Here is a 21421-nt window from a genome sequence, read left to right as displayed (position 1 = left end):
TGTTCAAGACGAGAATTGCTCGAACGCTGCAAGCGCATGGGTGGCGTACATCATCGAGGGGCCGCCGCCCATATAGACGGCGGTGCCGAGCACGTCCTCGATCTCTGCTTTTGTCGTGCCTAGTCTCACCAGAGTTTGCACGTGAAAACCGATGCAATCATCGCAACGGCAGGCAATCGCAATCCCCAGTGCCACCAACTCCCGCGTCTTCCGGTCCAGTGCACCGTCTTTCGTTCCCGCGCTCGCGAGCAGGCCGAACGCGCTCATCAAATCCGGCTGCGATGTACGCATCGCCCGCATCTGAGCGGCAACCGCGCGCGTGATTTCCTTGTAATCGGGAATGCCGCTCATCATTGTTCCTGTCGCCTGCGTGGCGCTCGACGTCGATACGTGTAGTGCGTCTCTGCATATGGCGGAACTGGCCGATACCGTTGCTGCCACGTCGCTGCAACCGAGACACCGTGCTGTGAACCGAATATCCACGTTACGTCCCGGTCGCGCGCAGTGCGTTGACTCAGGTCAAACACTCACGATCATGCCGGATGAGTTTCTTGCAATCGTATCGCCACGATTACGCCGGAAAGCAGTGTCAACGCCGCCACCATCCACACCGCAAACGACAACCCGAAGAGGTCGGCAGTGATCCCCGCGAGCAACGCTCCGATCGCATAGCCCAGGTCGCGCCACAGCCGGTAGACACCGACCGCCGACGCACGCCATGAGGGGTGCGCGACGTCGCCGATCGCAGCGAGCAGGGTCGGATAGACCATCGCGGTTCCGATGCCGAGCAACACCGCGCTAAGCGAAAACAGGACGAAATGCGTGGTCAATGCGGTAATCGCCAGGCCGAGTGCCTGGACCCACATGCCGGCGGCGATCAGCCATTTGCGTCCGATGCGGTCCGACAGGGCGCCGGTGAAAATCTGCGTCATGCCCCAGACCGCGGGGTAAATAGCGGCGAGCATGCCAATCTGCTTCAAGGTCATGCCGGCGGTTGCGAAGACAACGGGGAACAAGCCCCACGCCGTGCCGTCGTTGAGATTATTGACGAGTCCAGCCTGGCTGACGCTCGATAGATTTCGGTCCGTGAGCGAAGTTCGGCGGAAGACTTCGCCCGGGCTCAGGACATCGTCATTGTGCATAGGACGGTGGCCACGCATTTCATGGACGACGTGGTGCCGGGTTTCACGCACCGCCAGTATTGAAAGCAGGAGTCCGGCCGCTACATAGACAACGCCGAGATAGAAGGGCTGTGGCCTGAGGCCGAACCGGGCCGCCATCCACCCGGTCGCGAGGGCGCTGGCCGCGAGAGCGGCATAACCGGAAAATTCATTGAGACCCATGGCCAGGCCCCGCTGTCTCGGCCCGACGAGGTCGATCTTCATGATGACGGTGGTGGACCACGTCAAACCCTGGCTTATGCCCAGCAGCAGGTTCGCCCAGACGACCCAGTGCCAGGTCGGGGCCCGCATCAGCATCAGCGGCACGGGAATGGCCACCACCCATCCCGCCACGAGGACCAGCTTGCGGCCAAACCGGTCCGAGAGGCGTCCCGCGAAATAGTTGGTCAGCGCCTTGGCGATGCCAAAGACGACGATGAAAGATAGAATCGCCGCCCTGGCCGCGATATGGAAATCGTGCTCGGCGATAGCCGGAAGAATGCTGCGCTCCAGTCCGACCGTGGCGCCGACGAACGCATTGACGAGCACCAACAGCGAGAACTGTCCGAGGTTTTCGCGCAGCCCGAGACGGATGGGGGTGGCGTGCATGGTCAGGTCGCGCGAACCGGAGAAAGCCGAACACTACCGCGTAGTTCCCTCGCTCTTCTTGATTGAAATCAATAGGCTGTTCGCGCATGCCGCTAATCTGTAACCACGATTGGAGCAACCTTGGAGGAGCCGCCATGCGCGCACTTGATATCATGACTTCGCCCGTCGTCACAGCCTCGCCGGGGATGACGACGCAAGCCGCGGCGAAACTGCTGGCGGATAATCATATCAGCGGCGCACCGGTCGTCGATGCGGCTGGCCGGGTCGTCGGGATTGTGAGCGAGGGCGACCTGCTCCGGCGCGCGGAAATCGGAACGGGTACTGCGCGGCGATCGTGGTGGCTCGAGCTTCTCGCCGGTACGCGCGAACTGGCGGCCGCCTATGTCAAGGAGCATGGGCACGTCGTTGGCGATGTGATGAACGACCGCGTGATCTCGATCGGGTCCGACATGCCGCTCAAGGAAATTGCCGACGTTCTCGAGCGCAACCGAATCAAGCGCGTGCCGGTGCTCGACGGCGGCAAGCTCGTTGGCATCGTGAGCCGGGCAAACCTGATCCGTGCCCTGGCGAGCGTTGCGCCGGCCGACGACTCGCTTTCGGCTCGTAACGATACGAGTATTCGCGATGCGATCGTGCGAGAAATGAGCGGGACGCGCTGGGCGCTTTCGAAGAAGGACGTGATCGTGATGGATGGCGTCGCGCACCTGTGGGGTGTGATCGAATCGGAAGAGGAGAAGCGAGCGATTCGCATTACCGCGGAGGCCGTGCCTGGGGTCAAGGAAGTCGTGAGCCATTTGACATATCCGCCGATCATTCCGGCGATGTAGCGGCTCATCACGCGTCGTCCGCCCAGCTTCCCTCGTCAGAGCGAACGGCACTCAGCGGCAGCGGCGGCTGCCGCGAGGGCGCCACGCGTTCGGCGAGAGTGGCGCATTCCCGCGTCGGCGCGCTAAGGCGCTTTTGCGCCACATGCGCGAATCACCAGCGCGACGACTTCCTCGGTCAGCGCTTCGAATGCCTTTTTCGACAGCGCGCGTTTGCCCGAAAGCGCCTTGATTTGCGCATCGAAATCGGCGTAATGCTGGGTCACGGCCCAGATCAGATAGAGCAGCGCGTAAGGGTCGATGGGTGCGAGCAACCCGCGCGCGATCCAATCGTTGATGACGACGACGCGCGATTCCATCCAGGGCTTGACGCGCTCGGAAAGAATGTCCTGCATATGCGTGGCGCCCTGAATGATCTCACTGGCCCACACCTTCGATCCGAGGGGACGGCGTTGCGATAGCGCCATTTTCGCCCGCACATATCCGCCAATCGCTTCGACCGGGTTATCGCTCGAATCGAATGTATCGGCCGCGCAATGCCACTCCTCGAATACATCTTCCAGCACCCGGCGATAGAGCACGAGCTTCGTCGGAAAGTAGTAGTGCACGTTGGCCTTCGGCACGCCGGCACGTTCGGCAATCATCGCGGTGCTCGCGCCCTCGAGGCCACGTTCGGCAAAAACGGCCTCGGCACAGGCGAGCAGATGCGCTTCGTTCGACAGCCGGATATGTGCCTTGCGGCGTCGCACGATCGGCGCGTCCGGTTGCGCGTCGCTTTGTCCGGTCATGGCCGCTGGTCGGTCGTCGATCTTCATTGAATGGGCCTTGTTCGCTCATGTGCCGCGTCTGATCGCATTGTAGTCGCAACGTTACGGCAAGCGCCGGCAAACCCCACCTCTTGGAGCGAACGCCGACGGTCTCTCATCGCCCGAATAAAGAAAAGATTGCAATGTCGGAGCCAATGTTCTAAAACCTGTCCAATCGGACAGGATTGGATTGGGCGACGAAGCGATGAAGCGCGTACTTCAAAGCGCGCTCGCAATCGATCGTTAGGCCTGCTAATGGTGCGGTTTCGACAAGGAGCGCGGCCGATGAGCACGAGTGCAATGACTGAGCGCGGCATCGATACGTCGGTGAAAATCAACGGCCAGCGTCTGTGGGACAGCCTGATGACGATGGCCAAAATCGGCGCAACACCGAAAGGCGGGGTCTGCCGCCTTGCGTTGACCGATCTCGATCGGCAAGGGCGCGATCTGATCGTCAGTTGGGCGAAGGAAGCCGGCTGTACGGTCAGCGTCGATCAGATGGGCAATGTCTTCATGCGGCGCGCGGGCCGTCATCCCGACGCGGCTCCGGTCATGACGGGCTCGCATGCCGATTCGCAGCCCACCGGCGGCCGTTTCGACGGCATCTACGGCGTGCTCGGCGGGCTCGAGGTGATTCGCACGCTCAACGATCATCGCATCGAAACGGAGCATCCGGTCGAGGCCGTCATCTGGACGAACGAGGAAGGCTCGCGCTTTGCCCCGGCGATGGTGGCCTCGGGCGTGTTCGCCGGCGTTTTCACGCTCGAATACGGGCTTTCGCGTAAGGACATCGAAGGAAAGGCGATCGGCGAGGAATTGCAGCGGATCGGTTACGCTGGCGACGTGCCCTGCGGCGGCAGGCCAATCCATGCGGCGTTCGAACTGCATATCGAGCAGGGCCCGATTCTCGAGGCCGAGGACAAGACGATCGGCGTCGTGACCGATGCACAAGGGCAGCGGTGGTATGAAATCGTGCTGACGGGCCAGGAGGCGCATGCAGGTCCCACGCCGATGCCGCGTCGCCGCGATGCGCTGCTCGGTGCGGCGCGCGTGGTAGATCTCGTCAACCACATCGGGCTCGCTCACGCACCGCTTGCCTGCGCAACGGTCGGCATGATGCAAGTCCATCCGAATTCGCGCAACGTGATTCCCGGGCGCGTGTTCTTCACCGTCGACTTCCGTCACCCCGACGATGCCGTGCTCGCACAGATGGACGCGAAGCTGCGGCAGGGCGTGGCCGATATCGCCAACGGTATCGGTCTGGAAACTGCATTAGACCAAATCTTTTACTACGCACCCGTTGCGTTCGATCGCGCTTGCGTCGAGTCGGTCAGGCGTGCCGCGCAGCGCTTCGGCTATTCGCACCGCGATATGGTGTCGGGCGCCGGACACGACGCCTGCTATCTCGCGCAAGTGGCACCGACATCGATGGTATTCGTGCCGTGCGTCGACGGCATCAGCCATAACGAAATCGAGGATGCCACGCCCGAATGGATCGAGGCGGGAGCGAACGTGCTGTTGCACGCGATGCTCGAGCGCGCATGCGAGCCCGTTTGACGCACGCGGTTTGATCGGCTGCTTTTTTACGTCGTCCAGTCCTGTCGTCCCTCTTGCGAAGGAGCACGCATGACCATCAAGAAAACCGGCGATATTGCCGCCGGCCGGCTTGACGCGGCTCAGTTGGCTTGCGAGTTTGCCGATATCGCGCCACTCATGAACGCCACAGAGGCAGCGATTGCGACCAGCCGCTGCCATTATTGCTACGACGCGCCATGCGTGCATGCCTGTCCGACGCAAATCGACATCCCCGGCTTCATTCGCAAGATCGGCAATGGGAACCTGAAGGGCGCGGCGCGCGATATTTTGTCGGCCAATCCGCTCGGCGGCATGTGCGCGCGGGTCTGCCCGACCGAGATTCTGTGCGAAGGTGCGTGCGTTCGAAACGATCAGGATAACGAACCCGTACGGATCGGCGCGTTGCAGCGGCATGCGACGGATTGGGTCATGGCCCGAAGCGAGCCGCTCTTTGCGCGCGCACCCGATACGGGGCGCCGCATCGCCGTGGTCGGTGCGGGACCGGCCGGGCTCGCCTGTGCGCATCGTCTTGCACTGTCGGGCCATCGCGTAACGATTTTCGATGCGCATGCGTTGCCAGGCGGCCTCAATGAATACGGCATTGCCGCCTATAAGACCGTCGACGACTTCGCGCAGCGCGAGGTGCAATGGCTGCTGTCGGTCGGGGGCATCGAATGGCGCTCGGGGGCGGCGCTGGGGCGTGACATCGACCTGGCGGAGTTGCGCCAGCAGCATGACGCGATCTTTCTGGCAGTGGGGCTCGCGGGCGTCAAGGCGGTCGGTATCGAGGGCGAAGGGCTGGTCGGCGTCGAAGACGCCATCGCGTTCATCGCGCGGCTGCGCCAGGCAAAGGACAAATCGACCTTACCCGTCGGCCGTCGCGTGGTCGTCATCGGTGGCGGCAATACGGCTGTCGATGCCGCGGTGCAAAGCCGCAAGCTCGGCGCCGAGAGCGTGACGATGGTTTACCGGCGTGGGGTGGAGGCGATGAGTGCGACGTGGGCCGAGCGCGAATTCGCGCAAAAGCAAGGCGTAACGATCGTGCTGTGCGCGCGGCCGCTGCGCCTCATTGCAGACGGCGACGGACGCTATGTGACCGGCGTGGAATTCGAGCGCACCAGCGAAGACGAATCGCACCGCCTTATCGACACGGGCGAGCGTTTCGCCATCGAGGCCGACATGGTACTGAAGGCGATCGGACAGAAGCTTGTCGCTGACGGCATCGATCGCGAGATTCTCTCGCTCGATGGCGGGCGCATCGTCGTTGACGACGAACGCCGTACCTCGCTTGCGCAGGTCTGGGCCGGCGGCGACTGCGCCGCACGTGAAGGCCTCGATCTGACGGTCCAGGCCGTGCAGGACGGCAAGCTCGCGGCCGAATCGATGGACCGGCATTTCGCTCGCACGGCCAAGCACGCGGCCTGACGCGCTCAGCCCGATTCTTTCCCAGCCTTCGCCCCACGGAGCCGACCATGGCCGATCTTCGCTGCACCGTTGCAGGCATTTCATCGCCGAATCCGTTCTGGCTTGCTTCGGCTCCGCCAACCGACAAGGCCTACAACGTCAACCGCGCCTTCGAGGCGGGCTGGGGCGGTGTAGTCTGGAAGACGCTCGGTCTCGATCCGCATGTCGTCAACGTCAGCTCGCGCTACGGCGCTGTGCAATGGAACGGGCAGCGCATCGCGGGGCTCAACAATATCGAGTTGATCACCGATCGCCCGCTCGACGTCAATCTGCGCGAAATCGAGCAGGTCAAGCGCGATTGGCCCGACCGCGCGCTGATCGTCTCGCTGATGGTGCCTTGTAACGAGCAGGACTGGAAATGGATTCTGCCGCGTGTCGAGGACACCGGCGCCGATGCCGTGGAACTCAATTTCGGGTGCCCGCATGGTATGAGCGAACGCGGCATGGGCTCCGCCGTCGGTCAGGTGCCCGAATACATCGAAATGGTCACGCGCTGGGTCAAGGAGGGGACGCGGCTGCCGTGCCTCGTGAAGCTCACGCCGAATATCACCGACATCCGCCTCGGCTCGCGTGCCGCATTCAAGGGCGGTGCCGATGGCGTATCGCTGATCAATACGATCAATTCGATCGTCGCGGTCGATCTCGATCAGATGGCACCCATGCCGACCGTCGACGGCAAAGGCACGCACGGCGGCTACTGCGGCCCGGCCGTGAAGCCGATCGCGCTCAACATGGTGGCCGAAATCGCGCGCGACAGCGAGACGCCGGGCTTGCCGATTTCGGGGATCGGCGGTATTACGACGTGGCGCGACGCAGCCGAGTTCATCGTGCTGGGCGCGGGCAGTGTGCAAGTCTGCACTGCCGCGATGCATTACGGCTTTCGGATCGTTTCGGATCTTGCCGACGGGCTCTCGAACTGGATGGATGAAAAGGGCTACGCGACGCTCGACGACATTCGCGGCCGTGCGGTGCCGAACGTGACGGACTGGAAGTACCTGAACATGAGCTACGACATCAAGGCGCGCATCGATCAGTCGCGCTGCATCCAGTGCGGGCTGTGCCATATCGCCTGCGAAGACACGTCGCATCAGGCCATTACACGAGAAAAGGACGGCGTGCGCCATTTCGAAGTGATCGACGACCAGTGCGTCGGGTGCAATCTTTGCATGCACGTCTGCCCGGTCGATCAATGCATCACGATGGAGCGCGTCGACAGTGGCGCCTATTCCAATTGGACCACGCATCCGAACAACCCGGCGCGCACGCAGGACGAGGCCGGCGTTCCTGCGCGAGCGGCCTGACGCGAGCCCGGACGCGCTGCATGAGACGGCGCGCCGGCCATTTGATAGTCGATGCGTGCACATGGCACGCAGGCGACGACGGGAGAACCCAATGAATCAGTCCGTAGGAAGCAGCGATGCCGTGATGCAGCCGGGCTTGGCTGCGAGTCCGCTTTACAACGACGACCTCGCGCCGACCGATCCGGCTCGCCGAACCTGGAAGTGGTATCACTTCGCGGCGCTATGGGTTGGCATGGTGATGAACATCGCCTCGTACATGCTGGCGGCCGGGTTGACCGATCAGGGCATGTCGCCGTGGCAAGCCGTGCTGACCGTACTGCTCGGCAACATGATCGTCCTCGTGCCGATGCTGCTGATCGGCCATGCGGGTGCGAAGCACGGGATTCCCTACGCCGTGCTCGTGCGCTCGTCGTTCGGTACACAGGGCGCCAAGCTGCCCGCGTTATTGCGTGCGATCGTCGCCTGCGGCTGGTACGGGATTCAGACCTGGCTCGGCGGCAGCGCGATCTATACGTTGCTCAACATCCTGACCGGCAACAGCTTGCAAGGCGCGCCGATCGCGGTGCTCGGCATTTCGGCCGGGCAGGCGGCCTGCTTTCTGTTTTTCTGGGGCATTCAGATCTACTTCATCGTCAACGGCACCGATTCGATCCGCTGGCTCGAGAGCTGGTCCGCGCCGATCAAGGTCGTCATGTGCGTGGCACTCGTCTGGTGGGCGACGTCGAAAGCGGGCGGGGTTGGCTCGATGTTGTCGACGCCATCCCAGTTCGTGGCGGGCGGCAAGAAGGCGGGGCAATTCTGGGCGACGTTCTGGCCTAGCCTGACGGCGATGGTCGGGTTCTGGGCCACGCTGGCGCTGAATATTCCCGACTTCACGCGTTTCGCCCGCACACAACGCGATCAGGTCGTGGGGCAGGCAATCGGGCTGCCGGTGCCGATGGCGTTGCTTTCAGTGATCTCGGTGGTGGTGACCTCGGCCACGGTGGTCATCTATGGGAAGGCGATCTGGGACCCGATCGACCTGACGAGCCGCATGACGGGCATCGGCGTCGGCGTCGCGCTCGTCATCCTCACGCTCGATACGATGTGCTGCAACCTCGCGGCGAATCTCGTCGGTCCTGCGTACGATTTCTCGAGCCTTTGGCCGAAGGCCGTGTCGTATAAGACGGGCGGCCTCATCACGGCCACGATCGCGATCGTCATGATGCCGTGGAAGATCCTCGCGACCACGCAGGGCTATATCTTCACGTGGCTCGTCGGTTACTCGGCGCTGCTCGGCCCGGTGGCGGGCATCATGATGGTCGACTACTTCCTCGTGCGGCACACGCGGCTCGACCATGGCGAACTCTTCGACGAAAACGGCGAATATTCGTACGTGGGCGGCTGGAATCCAGCCGCTGTCGCGGCATTGCTGGTCGGTGTGCTGCCGAATCTGCCCGGCTTCCTCAATACGGCCTTTCCATCGGTGTTTGCGAACGTGCCCGATGTGTTCAAAGGACTCTATACGTACGCCTGGTTCGTCGGTCTCGCTTTGGCCGCGCTCGTTTACGGCATCTGGATGCGGCTCGGCGATCGGGCGAACCCGCGCATCGCCAGCGCGTAGAAACGTCAATTTCCATTGACGGCATTGCATCGGATAGGAGACATCGAAATGGCAATCCTGATTCGCGGTGGCACCGTGGTCGACGCGAACGACACTTATCGGGCCGATGTGCTGTGTCACGACAGTGGGGCGGGCGGCACGATCGCGCAGATCGGGCTCGATCTCGATGTGCCGTCCGGCGCGACCGTCATCGATGCGGGCGGGCAGTACGTGATGCCGGGAGGCATCGATCCGCATACGCATATGGAATTGCCGTTCATGGGCACGCGGGCCAGCGACGACTTCTTTACGGGGACGGCAGCCGGTCTGGCGGGCGGCACCACGAGCATCATCGATTTCGTGATTCCCAATCCGCAGCAGCCGCTCCTGAGCGCGTTCGAGGACTGGCGCGGCTGGGCCGAAAAGGCAGCGGCCGACTACGGCTTTCATGTCGCGGTGACCTGGTGGGACGAGTCCGTTCATCGCGACATGGGCACGCTCGTGAACGAGCATGGAGTCTCGAGTTTCAAGCACTTCATGGCCTACAAGAACGCGATCATGGCTGACGACGAAGTGCTCGTGAACAGCTTCATGCGCGCACTCGAACTCGGTGCGCTGCCGACGGTCCACGCGGAGAATGGCGAACTGGTGTTCCGCCTGCAGCGCGAATTGCTTGCTCGCGGCTTTACGGGACCGGAGGCCCATCCACTATCGCGCCCACCCGAGGTCGAGGGCGAGGCGGCCAATCGCGCGATACGGATCGCCCAGGTGCTGGGCGTGCCGGTCTATATCGTGCACGTGTCGGCGAAGGATGCGCTCGATGCGATCATCCGCGCGCGCAGCGAAGGCCAGCGTGTATTCGGGGAAGTGCTCGCGGGCCATCTCGTCATCGACGAATCCGTCTATCGGGATACCGACTGGGGGCGCGCGGCCGCGCATGTCATGAGTCCGCCGTTTCGTACGCAGGCGCATCGCGATGCGCTTTGGCACGGGCTGCAGGCAGGCCATTTGCAGACGACCGCGACCGATCACTGCGTGTTCTGCGCTTCGCAAAAGGCGATGGGACGCGACGACTTCACGAAGATTCCGAACGGCTGCGGCGGGGTCGAAGATCGCATGTCGGTGCTTTGGCATTTCGGTGTCAACATGGGGCGCCTCACGCCGAACGAGTTCGTGCGCGTGACGTCGACGAACGCCGCGCAGATTTTCAATCTCTATCCGCGCAAAGGTGCGGTGGCCAAAGGTGCCGATGCCGATCTCGTGGTCTGGGATCCCGAGGCGAGCCGAACGATCTCGGCGGCGACGCATCATCAGAACGTCGATTTCAATGTGTTCGAAGGGATCACGGTCAAGGGCGTGGCCACGCATACGATTGCACGCGGTGCGCTGGCATGGGCCGATGGCGATCTGCGCGCGCAGCGCGGGCAGGGCCGTTATTTGAAGCGGCCCCCGAATCCCGCCTACTTCGAGGCCACGCGGGTGGCGAACCGCCTCAAGGAGGCGGCGCCGGTGGCGCGCTGAACGACTCAACGGCGCTTCGTTTTGCCGCTCGCCTTCTTGCCGCGGCTGTCAGTCCGGGAGCTGCTGGCGGGGCGCGGCGGCGGCGCGGTATGTGTTGCGGGCAGCAGCTGTTTCAACCGCTCGCGACACGTTTGCACTGCTTGTCTGATCTCGTTGTTCTCCCGGAACGCGTTGGCCATCTGATCCTTTTCCGAGCCCTCCACGCGAAGGGCGGCGAGCGTGAGAACCTTTGTGCCGGCTGCCAGATGCTGGTCAAGCATACCGAGCAGTTGCTCGGCGCCGAACGGAACGGTGCCGGCGGGCTGGTCGAGCCGCGCGGCGAGCGCACGCACCGTCGCGCGCAGCCACTGGCGCTTGCCGCTATCGAAGTCGGCGATGTAGCGCCATTCGAGACGACCCGTGAACGAGCGAATCTGCTCGATGTCGTTCGCAGCGATCGTCGCGGCATCCTCGTTGGGGTGCCGCGTGCCGACATCCTCGATCAATTGGTTGCGAGTGGCGTCGATGTCCTTTGCGGCACGTGTTACGTCGTCGCTCAGTTGATCGGATATCCGATGAAAGCGCAGTGGGTCCAGCGTCGGCTCGCGGCTGAGTTCCGCCGTCTTTTGGTAGCCCCGCGACAGATCGGCGAGCACCGTCAGCGTGTATTGAATGGACTTTACCGTGCGCGCCACCCGCCGCGTGAATTGCAATGTGCGCTCGGCGCGTTCGCCGGCCGCGCCGCGCGTCAGACGTTTGTTCCGAGCCGCGGCCGGCATCTCGGAGGCACGTTCGCCCACGCGCCGCATACGGTCGGCCAAAAGCCGTAGCTTCGCCGTGCGATCGGCCGTGGCGCCGTCGAGGATTGCGCGACTGGCTTCGCCGCAGCATTCCACCGACTCGACGATCGAGCTCAGCGCGGCGCTGAGGGCGTTCAGGTTCAACTGCAAGTTGGCGTGATTGTCGTGGATGACTTCGATGGCATCCGCGGGCGGCGCAGGCATCTGCGCAAGATGTGCCTCTATACGTTGCGTGGCTTCGCGCATACTCGAGACGAGGGCTTCGTTGGCAGTTTGTTCTTCTCGTGCCACGGCACGATCTTCGGGCGAAGCGCCGAACTGCACGACCGGGAGCGATTGCCGAAGGCCATAGATGCATTCCAGTGCCGGCCCCATCGCGTTGGATTCGCGAATGGTGAACGCGATCGTGTCGGCCTGAGCCTTCCGGAAGGCTGCATTGAGAAGCGCCTTGCGCTGTTGGGCGCACGAGTTCGTGAATTGCCGAAGCGCGGGGACGAGGGCACGACCGTAAACGGGCACCGCCTTCTCGGCTGCCAAAGCGGCCTGACGCACCCGATTCGCTGCGTCGAGAAGGTTGGCCTCCCGTTCGAGCAGCGCTTGAACGTACTGTTCCAATGCGGCGAAAGGCGCCGACAGGCGCAGAGTATCGATATCCGCCGCGTCGCGCGGGAAAGGCGACGCTTCGAGCTTGGCCCGCAGCGCCTGGCAGCGCCGGAGCAGGTCCGAACCGATCGATATTTCCGCAGCAGAGACAGCCGCGCTCGATGCGGACGCATCGGCATCCTCGTCGTGCGGCTCATGGGCCTCATACGGTTCATCCATGCCGGCCGACAGCGCGGAGAACAACTCGACGAGCGCTTCGTTCATCCGCCGGACGGCCGTACGGCGGGACTCGCCCAGCTCCGCGAATTTTTGCCTCGCTTCAGGGGCGGACTGCGCCGCTTCGGGCCAGGACGCTATGGTGTCCTCGAACGTGTGAACCGCATCGTCGTAGGCACGCGCGGTCTGGTACCAGGATTCGAATGTATCGGTGAGACTGTCGAGGGAGCGCGATGGGTCGCCGCTGCGCGCCTGAGCCGCGACCAGAAGACCGTCGGCTTCGGCCATCGGCGCGGCGAGCGCCGAGCGCAGCGTAGCGAGCAGCGCCGGCACGTTCGGCTCGCCGCGCAAGACCAGCGGCAACGCGCTCACGACATACTCGAGTTCGGACCATGCGTTTTTGCTTCTCTCCGCGCAAGCCGTCCCGACGTTTTGTGCCACCGCGGACGATCCCTGGCCGAGGGCGGTGGCAATGGCATGAAGCTCGTCGTCGAAGGCATCGATCGGTGCTGCGTCGAGCGGCAGAGCACGAAGCGCATCTGCCTCGCAACGCTCGAGCGCCGTACGCAGAGGTTTCAGCATCGCTTCGACGGCACGCGGATGGCCTGTCGCGAGAGCATGCCCGTTCCGCTTGAAATGGATCGCGCCGGTCAGCAACGATGCCTTGATGACGAGCCGCGTTGCTTGAGCGTCGCAGTGCGCCGCCTCCTCGTCGAGCTCGGCGATGTCCGCGGGCCTGACGCCGACCTTGCCGGCCAAGTCGATGGCGGCGTGGTACTGGTCCGCCGCGGTCTGCCAGGCGAGCGCGGCGTCCTCGCATGCGAAGATCGTCTCGGGCAATTGCTCGTGCGGATGGAACGCGCGCAATGCGTCGCGGAAGTCCGTGGCGAACGCGATCGGATGGCGCTGCTCGGCCTGCTTGCGCAGCTCTCGCGCACCCGCGGCCAGCGCCTCTGCATCGGCCGGAATGGTCGACAGTGCCGCCCACTCGGAGAGCACCTGCAGCCGTTCGACGCGTCGGGCGCCGCCCGACCAGAAGTTTGGCGTGCCGTTGAGCGCGGAATCCGCCAGCACCAGAAAATCGTCGTCGTTGTCGTTCGTGCCCCGCTGTTGTTGCCGGCTCGACGAAGCCGACTCGTTCGAGCGCGAGCGCGATTCGACGACGTCGCGCGAGGAGGAACGGCCTGCACCGTCATGCAGGCGCATCGCATCGAATTGACGAACCAATGCGCGCCGAGCGCGCGGCCCGCGTGCGATGGGCTGAAGCTCGGGCCGCGAGCGGTCGTCGCCGATGCCGAACGCCGCCGCGCTGCTCGGGCGCCCGCCCGATGCGGCGTAGGGGGCCTCGGGAACGCGCGCGCGCAGTTGGGCCAACGGCCCGCTCGGCGTACGAACGCGGCGGCCCGACTGACCGTGCGACGCGGAGGGTTCCGTGGTTCCGGATGGCGCCGACCTGGCACGGGGGTCGACATGAGCGCCCGAAGAGGAGGTCGGATCGGTGGGTGCCGTTGTGGGCGGCAGGGTCGGGCGGTCGATGGGCATCGCGTCTGGCTATGCGGGCCGACTCGCGCAAAAAGAAGCCGAGCGCCGCGCACTATGGCTCGTAGGAGAGCGGGCCGCCAGCATAGTGCGCGTGACTGCGCCGCGGGAAGTAGCCGGCGAAAAGCCGCAGCCCCGAGCGAACGCCATCGGAACTTGCCAAAGGAGCGCGCGCCAACTCGCGCCATGCCGTTCGCTATTCGTTACCCCCGGCCGACAGCTCGGCCCAGTCCAGTTCTTGCACGAGCGTGCGGTAGGCCTGGTCGCCGATGACTTCCTCGTTGCGAAGCTCGATGACCTTGCGCCGCGCAGCGGCGATGGCCTTGCGCCTTATCGGACCGCCGGGGACTTCGTTCAGCGGTTTGTCTTGATCGTGGCTCGCGTTCAGTTCGACGACGGCCTGGTACTCCTTTTTGAGTAGTTTCGCGTGCATGGAGTCGTCCGCTTCGATCGAATCGAGCAGCGCTCGATAGATCAATGTCCGGCCCGTCCGGACCTCTTTCGCGACGGGATCGTCATCGGACAGCTTCAACAGCCGGATGACCGATTTCATCGTCAAGCCTTGCAGCACGAGCGTACCGGATACGACCGCGAAAGCGCAGAGCAGAATGACGTCGCGGTACGGAAACGGCGAGCCGTTGGGCAGCGTTTCCGGCACGGAGAACGCGGCCGCAAGCGTCACGATGCCCCTCATGCCCGCCCACGAGACAACCAGCCCGGCCCCCCAAGACCGGTTCTTGCGGGTCGCCGGATTGGCGTTCCTGTTCTGAAGCATCACGAGCGCGCTATAGCCCATGACCCACAGGAATCGTGTCGCGATGACTACGCCGAGCACGACGGCGGCGGCCACGATAGCATCGATGCGCGGGGTCGCCGTTCCCGTGCCCAGACGCTCCCAGATGGGCCGCAATTGCATGCCGATCAACACGAACGCGAGCGCGTTCAGGACGAAGACGACGGACTCCCAGACCGCAAGGATCGGCACGCGCATACGCGCCGGGATGCGTGGTCCGCCTCCGCGGGCCATCGTCATGGCGAACGCTACCATCGTCAAAATGCCGGAAAGGCCGACTCTTTCGGCCAGCACCCAGACAGCGAACGTGAAGGCGAACTGCAGGATCAGGGAAATGGGCACGTGGTCCGACGCAGTCGTGATGGGGCGCAGGACGATTGCCAGAACGATGCCCGCGGCGATGCTGCCGAATATCGTGATCAGGAACATCGGCATGTAGTCGGCAAAGCTCAGCGATCCCGCGATCGCGCTCGTCAGCGCGACACGGTAGATGAACAGCGCGCTCGCATCGTTGAGCAGACTCTCGCCTTCGAGCACGTTCAGCACCCGGTGAGGGAGGCGCACCTGGCGCAGGACGGCTGTCGCCGCAGCCGCATCCGGCGGCGCGACGATCGCGCCCAAGGCGATTGCGATAGCCCACGGCATGCCCGGCATCAGCCGGTGACAGGCCAGGGCCACGCCGATCACGGTCGTGCCCACCGCGGCGATCACGAGCCCCGCGACAGGGCGCCAGTTGGCGCGCAGGTCGCGAGGCGAAGCGTCATAGGCGGCATCGAGCAGCACGGGCGCGACGAACAAAGCCAGCGCCAGCTGCGGATCGAGCGTCCATCGCGGCGTTGCGGGCAAAAATGCCACGCCCGCGCCACCGAGCGCGAGCAGAGTGGGGTACGGTGCCCCGATTCTGCGAGCCAGTTCCGCTAGAAACGCTGCGGCGATCAACAGCACGATGATCCATTCGAATGTTTGCACGGCTCGATCCCTGTTATCTGCCGATTCGGAGTTTAGCGTGAGCATAAACGGGTCCATCGAGGTGAACACTGGATGAATTGCACGAGCGCCGCAAAGCAGCGAATACGGATGTGTGAAAAACCTATAAATAACCCTAGGCCGGCGCGATACGCGCGCCGATAGAATGAACGCGTTGGCATTCGCCGGATCACCGGGTATGAAACGCGTCGTTCCGTTGCTGATGGTCTCCTCGGCTGTCCTCAGCGGTACGAGTTCGTTCGCGCTGAAACCTGATGGCGGCACCGGAAGCCTCGCCTTCGAAACGATGTCCGATAGCGGAAAAAAGCATGTCTTCGGTGTGGAGGTGACTCGCGTGAGCTTTACGATCGATACCGGTGCGAATGCAGCGTGGCAGCCCTCTATCGGCCACGTGATCGTTTCGCCGCCCGATATCGACGGTATCCGCTTCGGCTGCATGCTGCCCAAAAATGCTATCGAACAGCCGGCGTCGATTGCGCCATGAATGAGCGAACGCTTCTAGCCTGCCTGGTGGCGTCGTTGTCTAGCGTAGCGATATGGGCACATGCGCACACCGCTATCCCGGTTTGGTCGCCCGCCAAAGGGGTGCTCTGCGATCGGTTCATGTGCGCGAGCGACATGGGTGTCTCGCGCTCGCTGACGGAAAAGTACCTCGGCGTGCGTACTGCAACGCGGCTGTTTTCCAAGGGCGAGTTCAGCCTGACGGAATTTACTTTCGCAAACGGTATCTTCTGCGACGTGAATGAGCGGCTCTGCCGGATGAATCGCTACTACGGCGCGGACGGCAAGCGCAGCGGCGCAATATCGAAAAGGTACACAGCGCTCTTGTTCGGGAACTGAGGGTCAAGTCCGCGCCGATCGACCGCGCGGGCGGGCGCACAGCGTCCGCCCGCATTTCGATCGAACGATGAATCGCGTGCGTCAGGATCCTTCCGGGGTCGTTCCGGCTTTGCGGACGATGGAGTGGCGATGGACTGCCGTCCTGGTGCTCTTGCCATGATGGGGCGAAGTTGCAGTCGATCGATCCGTCTCGCCGACCCGATCGGCCTGTGTATCGGAACGATCGGCGGCGCGCTCGAGGCCCTTGTCGCGATCGCCCGAAATCGGACTGTTGGAATTCTTCATTCCTTCCGAGCTCATATGGCTGGCCGATACGCCGCCGACATTGCCTGCGGCGCTGCCCATCGCGCCGCCCATGCCCGCACCGTGCCCACCGCCCGAGCCGCCGCCTGCGCCCCCTCCGGCACCGCCGCCACCGCCACCCCCGCCACCGGCAGCAAACGATACGGACGATACAGCCAGGGTAATACTCGTAATGGCAAGAACTGCCCAGTGTTTTGTTTTCATACTGATCTCCCTGATCGAGTGCCTGCGAACAGCATTGTGCGTGTGCGCGGCGTCAATTCAATGCGATGTCGTTACCGTTTGTATCCGGAAGCAACAGACGGGAATGCCGCGAGCAGCATGCCGACTGCGAGCCGCGGCCGGGCGGCCGTCCGTAAGCGGGGTGCCGTCGGTGAGAGATTCGATACAAATTGCACTGCAGCATCGAACTCACCGCGGGCCGTGCCGCTGCCAGGTGCCGCTCATACCTGCGCTTCGAGCGCAGTTCGCAGGCGCGCCGGGGACATCGGCAGCGCCCTGACCCGCAGTCCCGTTGCATGAGCGACGGCATTCGCAAGGGCTGCCGCCATCGGTCCCTGCGCGGCTTCGCCGACGCCGAGAAACGGTCGTCCGGGACGGTCTATCAGTTCGACGTCGAGTGCGCGCGGAGCCGACGCGAAGCGCAGGATTGGATAGGTGCTCCAATCGAAGCTCGTGATCGTATGTCGATCGAAGGTCGTCTCCTCGAACAGCGTCCAACTCGCCGATTGCACGATGCCGCCTTCGATCTGATTGCGCACGCCGTCGGGATTCACGATCTGTCCGCAATCGACCGCGCTGACGATCCGTTCGATCGTGACTTGCCCGGTGTCGCGCTCGACACTGACATGCGCGGCAACCGCGCAGTAGGCCATGAGATTCTTGTATTGGGCAAATCCGAAGCCCTGTCCGCTCCAACGCGACGGTGGCCGATTGCGCTCCCATCCGAACCGCTGCGCGGCCCGTCGAATGACATCTTGCGCGCGCGGATCGTCGAGATGGCGCAGCCGGAAGTCGATCGGGTCCGTCCCGGCGGCCATGGCCAGTTCGTCGATGAAGCTCTCGATGGTAAACACGTTGTGGTATGCGCCGAGCGATCGCATTGCGGAGACGCGGATCGGCATCTCGGGCAGGAAGTGATGCTGCACGTAGACGTTCGGGATGCGATAGAGCGGGATGCTGTTGCGGTCGCCGCCGCCTTCGGGCATGGGGATCGGTTTCGGCGGCGCCGGTGTGAACGGTTTGGCGAGAAACCATGTGGGCATCAGACGTCCGGCGTTTTCGATGCGGTTATTGTGCGTATTGCTCCAGATCTCGAATCGCCAGTCGACGATCTGTCCAGTTGCGTCGATCGAGGCGGCCACATCTGTAATCATCGCGGGCCCGAATGGCTCCCACATGTGTTCCTGTTCTCGCATCCACTGCACACGTACGGGTCGCCCCGGCAGTGCGTGCGCAATCAGCGCGGCATCGGCTGCGGCATCGTCCGCGCCGTTGTGTCCGTAGCAGCCGGCGCCCTCGACATGGACGCAGCGAACGTGTTCCGGTGCCATCGACAGCATTTCGGCGATGCCCTTTCGCAGCGGAAAAACGCCTTGTGTATGCGTCCAGACCGTCATCTGCGTTCCGTCGAATTGCGCCAGCGCACAGGAGGGTCCCATGGCGCCATGCGTCAAATACGGCTTCGTGAACCGTGCGTGCAGCGTCTTTGCCGCGGCGGCGGCCGTTGATTTCCGGTTGGCTACGGGGATTTCCTCAGTGTGCAGTTTCAGCAATGTCTCAGGGAGCCTCGCTTGATCGGGTAGCGGCGGCCCGGGATTCCACGTAGCGCTGGCCGAGAGCGCGCGCATGGCAACGATGGCTTGCCATTCGTCCTCGGCGACCACGGCCAGATAGCTTCCGTCGCGAATGACGGCCACCACGCCGGGTAGCGAACGTACGCCAGCGATGTCGGCCGAGGCAAGCGTCGCCGCATAGGAAGGCGGGCGTACGACGCGCGCGTGCAGCATTGCGGGCAGCCGCATGTCCTGCACGTAGCTCGCGCCGCCCGTGACTTTTCCCGGTATGTCGACGCGGGGGTGAGACTGCCCCACGATCGCAAACGATTTGGGGTCCTTCGTGGGCCGCCCGGGCTCGGCACGTCGATGCAGGTCAGCGCCGCTCACGGTTTCGCCGAACGACAGCCGGCGCCCGTCAGCCGACACGATCTCACCCTGTTCGATCGTCAGCGTGGCAGCATCGCAGGCGAGCTTGGCAGCGGCGGCCTGGATGAGCAGTTCTCGTACTTGGGCGGCGGCGTTGGCGATGGCGGTGCCGCTGTCCGCTGTCGAATGACTGCCGGCGGTGTAGCCCTCGTTGGGAGTGACCGACGTGTCGGCCGTCACCACTGTGAGTCGTTCTGGCGGCACGCCGAGTTGTTCGGCGGCGATTTGCAGGAACGCAGTTCTGATGCCGGTGCCGAGTTCGGCCTTGCCCGTGAACACGGTGATGCGGCTCTCGGCGTCGATTTTGATCCAGGCATCGAGCAAGGGAGTGGTCTTTAAACTGCCCGGCAGATCCGGCTCCGATGCGTTGAAAGTCCCGGCTTCCGTCGTCGCCTGGGCCCATAGGCGCGCGCTGGGCAGCAGCGAGAAGCCGACGGTCAGGCTGCCCGCCGCGAGAAACCGCCTGCGCGATGCGCTTACGATTGGAGCCGGGCCGCTCATGCTTTGCGTCCCGCGTCATGGATCGCCGCAAGAATGCGCATGTGGGTGCCGCAGCGGCACAGATTCGGCGCCATATGCTCGCGGATCTGTGCTTCGTTGGGAGCGGGCACGCGATCGAGCAGCGCCTGCGCCCGCATGATCATGCCGGCGATACAGTATCCGCATTGCGCGGCCTGCCGATCGATGAAGGCTTGCTGCAGCCGGCTCGGATGCTCGGCATCGCCAAGACCTTCGATGGTGCGCACATTGCGCTCGCCTACCGCCGATACTGGCAACAGGCACGAGAACACCGCCTCACCGCCGACGATTACGGTGCATGCGCCGCACTGTCCGAGGCCGCAGCCGAACTTCGCGCCGTTTAGCGCGAGCGGATTGCGCAGCGCGTAGAGCAGTGGCATCGAGGGATCGATGTCGAGTACGTGGCGTTCGCCGTTCACGGTCAGATCGATCATGGCTCGCTCTTCTCCTTGCGAAGCTTTGCCACGTAGCTCGCGTCGACGCGCCACGGGGCCTGGGTGCTGAAGCGCGCGCGCATGAATGCCGTCACGTCGGCGATCTGCGCATTCGTCAGTGTGGCGGAATAGGCCGGCATATAAAGTGCCCCCGCGCTGTCCTTGTCGCGGATACCGTGCAGCACGAAGCGCACCGCATTGCGCGCGCTTCGTGCATTGACGGCGGTGCCGAGCGAAAGCGACGGCCTGCCGCCATATGCGGACATGGGCGCGGCGTCGTCATGACACGATGCGCAAGCCGCTGCAAAGAGCGTGCTGCCGCGACGAAGCTGGGCCGTATCGGCTCGATCGGCGGTGCTCGTCGCCGCTTGCGCGGGCGCAGCGGTTGTTTGCAACGTCATCAGATACGAGGCCATCGCCCGCACGTCGGCTGGGTCCGCATAGGCCAGCGCGCTCGTCACGTCGCGCATCGGTCCGGCCGCCATGCCATGTTCGCTTGCCAAGCCGGTTCGCAGATAAGCGCTCATTTGATCGACAGTCCACGGTTTCGGTCTTTCGAGCAGCGCGGTCAGAGCGGGCGCCTCCCAGCCCTCGACGACAGCGCCCTGGAATGCGTGGCCTATTTTCTCCGCGCCCAACGCGTTGAGCGGCGTATGACAGGCAGCGCAATGTCCGAGCGTATCGACCAGATATTTCCCGCGTTTTTCGTCGGCGCGATCGGGCACGCGTTGCGGTTCGGCGGGGCGATGGAGAAAGAGCATATTCCACGCTGCCATCAACGGGCGAAACTGGAGTGGGAACGTCAGATGATTTTTGGGCGGCGCGGCCTGTACAGGGTCGCGCGTCATCAGGAATCGATAGACGGATTCGAGATCGATGTCAGTCATACCCTGAAAATGCGGATAGGGAAATGCCGGATAAAGGCGATGCCCATCGCGGGATATGCCGCTTCTCATGGCGCGGGAGAAATCGCTGGGCGACCACTGGCCGATGCCGGTTTTGGGGTCGGGGCTGATGTTGGTGGAGTAGAGCGTACCGAATGGCGTATCGAATGCGCGCCCGCCGGCGAATGGAACGCCGCCCGGGGCGGTGTGACACACCGCGCAATTGCCGACCGCGGCGAGGCTCGCGCCGGGCTGAACCGATTCCGCGACCGGCCATGCGGCGAGCGGCGGATCGGACGAGGCGCCCGCAGCAGCACACGCCTGTTGAGCGGCCACCGTTGCGCACGCCATTGCCGCTGTTGCGAGGGCCATCTCGCGCATCGCCCCTCCTGCCGATACATCGCTTCCCAAGTCTAGCATCGTCGCACAAGTAGCAAAACGACCGCGCTCGAGTCGCCGCACGTCTTCCGCTTGCGCT

At 63.8% G+C, this 21421-nt stretch carries 17 protein-coding genes; 8 read left to right on the top strand and 9 right to left on the bottom strand.

The window, feature by feature from the left end; translation table 11 throughout:
• Positions 1–3 precede the first annotated feature (3 nt).
• Both GWC77_RS20300 and GWC77_RS20295 read right to left on the bottom strand, forming a co-directional pair.
• Positions 4–351, bottom strand: a complete 348-nt coding sequence (locus GWC77_RS20300; RefSeq protein ID WP_173259946.1) for a carboxymuconolactone decarboxylase family protein — start codon at positions 349–351, stop codon at positions 4–6.
• A 182-nt stretch (positions 352–533) separates the two neighbouring features.
• Positions 534–1769, bottom strand: coding sequence for an MFS transporter (locus GWC77_RS20295; RefSeq protein WP_173259945.1), 1236 nt, complete (start codon positions 1767–1769; stop codon positions 534–536).
• A 134-nt stretch (positions 1770–1903) separates the two neighbouring features.
• Here GWC77_RS20295 and GWC77_RS20290 point away from each other — a divergent pair, with 134 nt between their 5' ends.
• Positions 1904–2596 carry a CBS domain-containing protein gene (locus tag GWC77_RS20290; RefSeq protein ID WP_173259944.1) on the top strand — a complete coding sequence of 231 codons (693 nt, stop codon included), beginning with the start codon at positions 1904–1906 and terminating at the stop codon, positions 2594–2596.
• 122 nt (positions 2597–2718) lie between these two features.
• Here the strand turns inward: GWC77_RS20290 and GWC77_RS20285 are convergent, their stop codons facing one another.
• Positions 2719–3408, bottom strand: coding sequence for a TetR/AcrR family transcriptional regulator (locus GWC77_RS20285; RefSeq protein ID WP_173259943.1), 690 nt, complete (start codon positions 3406–3408; stop codon positions 2719–2721).
• Between the two features lie 276 nt (positions 3409–3684).
• Between GWC77_RS20285 and GWC77_RS20280 the strand changes: the two genes are divergently transcribed.
• From GWC77_RS20280 to hydA, 5 genes are all read left to right on the top strand, one after another.
• A complete protein-coding gene (locus GWC77_RS20280; RefSeq protein WP_173259942.1) occupies positions 3685–4956 on the top strand; it encodes a Zn-dependent hydrolase in 1272 nt (423 codons plus the stop codon).
• A 69-nt stretch (positions 4957–5025) separates the two neighbouring features.
• Complete coding sequence (locus GWC77_RS20275) at positions 5026–6399, top strand: NAD(P)-dependent oxidoreductase (RefSeq protein WP_173259941.1); 1374 nt, start codon at positions 5026–5028, stop codon at positions 6397–6399.
• 47 nt (positions 6400–6446) lie between these two features.
• Positions 6447–7739, top strand: a complete 1293-nt coding sequence (preA, locus tag GWC77_RS20270; protein ID WP_173259940.1) for an NAD-dependent dihydropyrimidine dehydrogenase subunit PreA — start codon at positions 6447–6449, stop codon at positions 7737–7739.
• A 91-nt stretch (positions 7740–7830) separates the two neighbouring features.
• Positions 7831–9342, top strand: coding sequence for an NCS1 family nucleobase:cation symporter-1 (locus tag GWC77_RS20265; protein ID WP_173259939.1), 1512 nt, complete (start codon positions 7831–7833; stop codon positions 9340–9342).
• A gap of 48 nt (positions 9343–9390) precedes the next feature.
• Positions 9391–10842 (top strand): dihydropyrimidinase, encoded by a 1452-nt coding sequence (hydA, locus tag GWC77_RS20260; protein ID WP_173259938.1) that lies wholly within the window; start codon positions 9391–9393, stop codon positions 10840–10842.
• A gap of 5 nt (positions 10843–10847) precedes the next feature.
• Here the strand turns inward: hydA and GWC77_RS20255 are convergent, their stop codons facing one another.
• Positions 10848–13814: a hypothetical protein gene (locus tag GWC77_RS20255; protein ID WP_173259937.1), complete on the bottom strand. Its 2967-nt coding sequence runs from the start codon at positions 13812–13814 to the stop codon at positions 10848–10850.
• A 361-nt stretch (positions 13815–14175) separates the two neighbouring features.
• On the bottom strand, positions 14176–15741 hold the full coding sequence (locus GWC77_RS20250) for a Na+/H+ antiporter (protein WP_173259936.1): 1566 nt from the start codon (positions 15739–15741) through the stop codon (positions 14176–14178).
• A 196-nt stretch (positions 15742–15937) separates the two neighbouring features.
• Here GWC77_RS20250 and GWC77_RS20245 point away from each other — a divergent pair, with 196 nt between their 5' ends.
• Both GWC77_RS20245 and GWC77_RS20240 read left to right on the top strand, forming a co-directional pair.
• Positions 15938–16243, top strand: coding sequence for a hypothetical protein (locus tag GWC77_RS20245; RefSeq protein ID WP_173259935.1), 306 nt, complete (start codon positions 15938–15940; stop codon positions 16241–16243).
• Positions 16240–16599 carry a YcgJ family protein gene (locus GWC77_RS20240; protein WP_173259934.1) on the top strand — a complete coding sequence of 120 codons (360 nt, stop codon included), beginning with the start codon at positions 16240–16242 and terminating at the stop codon, positions 16597–16599. Before GWC77_RS20245 ends, GWC77_RS20240 begins: the two co-directional genes overlap by 4 nt.
• Before the next feature lie 81 nt (positions 16600–16680).
• Here the strand turns inward: GWC77_RS20240 and GWC77_RS20235 are convergent, their stop codons facing one another.
• From GWC77_RS20235 to GWC77_RS20220, 4 genes are all read right to left on the bottom strand, one after another.
• On the bottom strand, positions 16681–17106 hold the full coding sequence (locus tag GWC77_RS20235) for a hypothetical protein (RefSeq protein ID WP_173259933.1): 426 nt from the start codon (positions 17104–17106) through the stop codon (positions 16681–16683).
• A 239-nt stretch (positions 17107–17345) separates the two neighbouring features.
• The gene (locus GWC77_RS20230) at positions 17346–19607 is read right to left on the bottom strand and encodes a molybdopterin cofactor-binding domain-containing protein (protein ID WP_173259932.1); all 2262 of its coding nucleotides are present in this window, start codon (positions 19605–19607) and stop codon (positions 17346–17348) included.
• On the bottom strand, positions 19604–20059 hold the full coding sequence (locus GWC77_RS20225) for a (2Fe-2S)-binding protein (RefSeq protein WP_173259931.1): 456 nt from the start codon (positions 20057–20059) through the stop codon (positions 19604–19606). The genes GWC77_RS20230 and GWC77_RS20225 overlap by 4 nt, the downstream gene beginning before the upstream one ends.
• The gene (locus GWC77_RS20220) at positions 20056–21324 is read right to left on the bottom strand and encodes a cytochrome c (protein ID WP_173259930.1); all 1269 of its coding nucleotides are present in this window, start codon (positions 21322–21324) and stop codon (positions 20056–20058) included. The genes GWC77_RS20225 and GWC77_RS20220 overlap by 4 nt, the downstream gene beginning before the upstream one ends.
• Between the last annotated feature and the right edge of the window lie 97 nt (positions 21325–21421).

It is taken from the genome of Paraburkholderia sp. NMBU_R16 (assembly GCF_013282575.1).
Classification (GTDB): domain Bacteria; phylum Pseudomonadota; class Gammaproteobacteria; order Burkholderiales; family Burkholderiaceae; genus Trinickia.
This window is presented reverse-complemented; position numbering and strand designations above follow the sequence as displayed.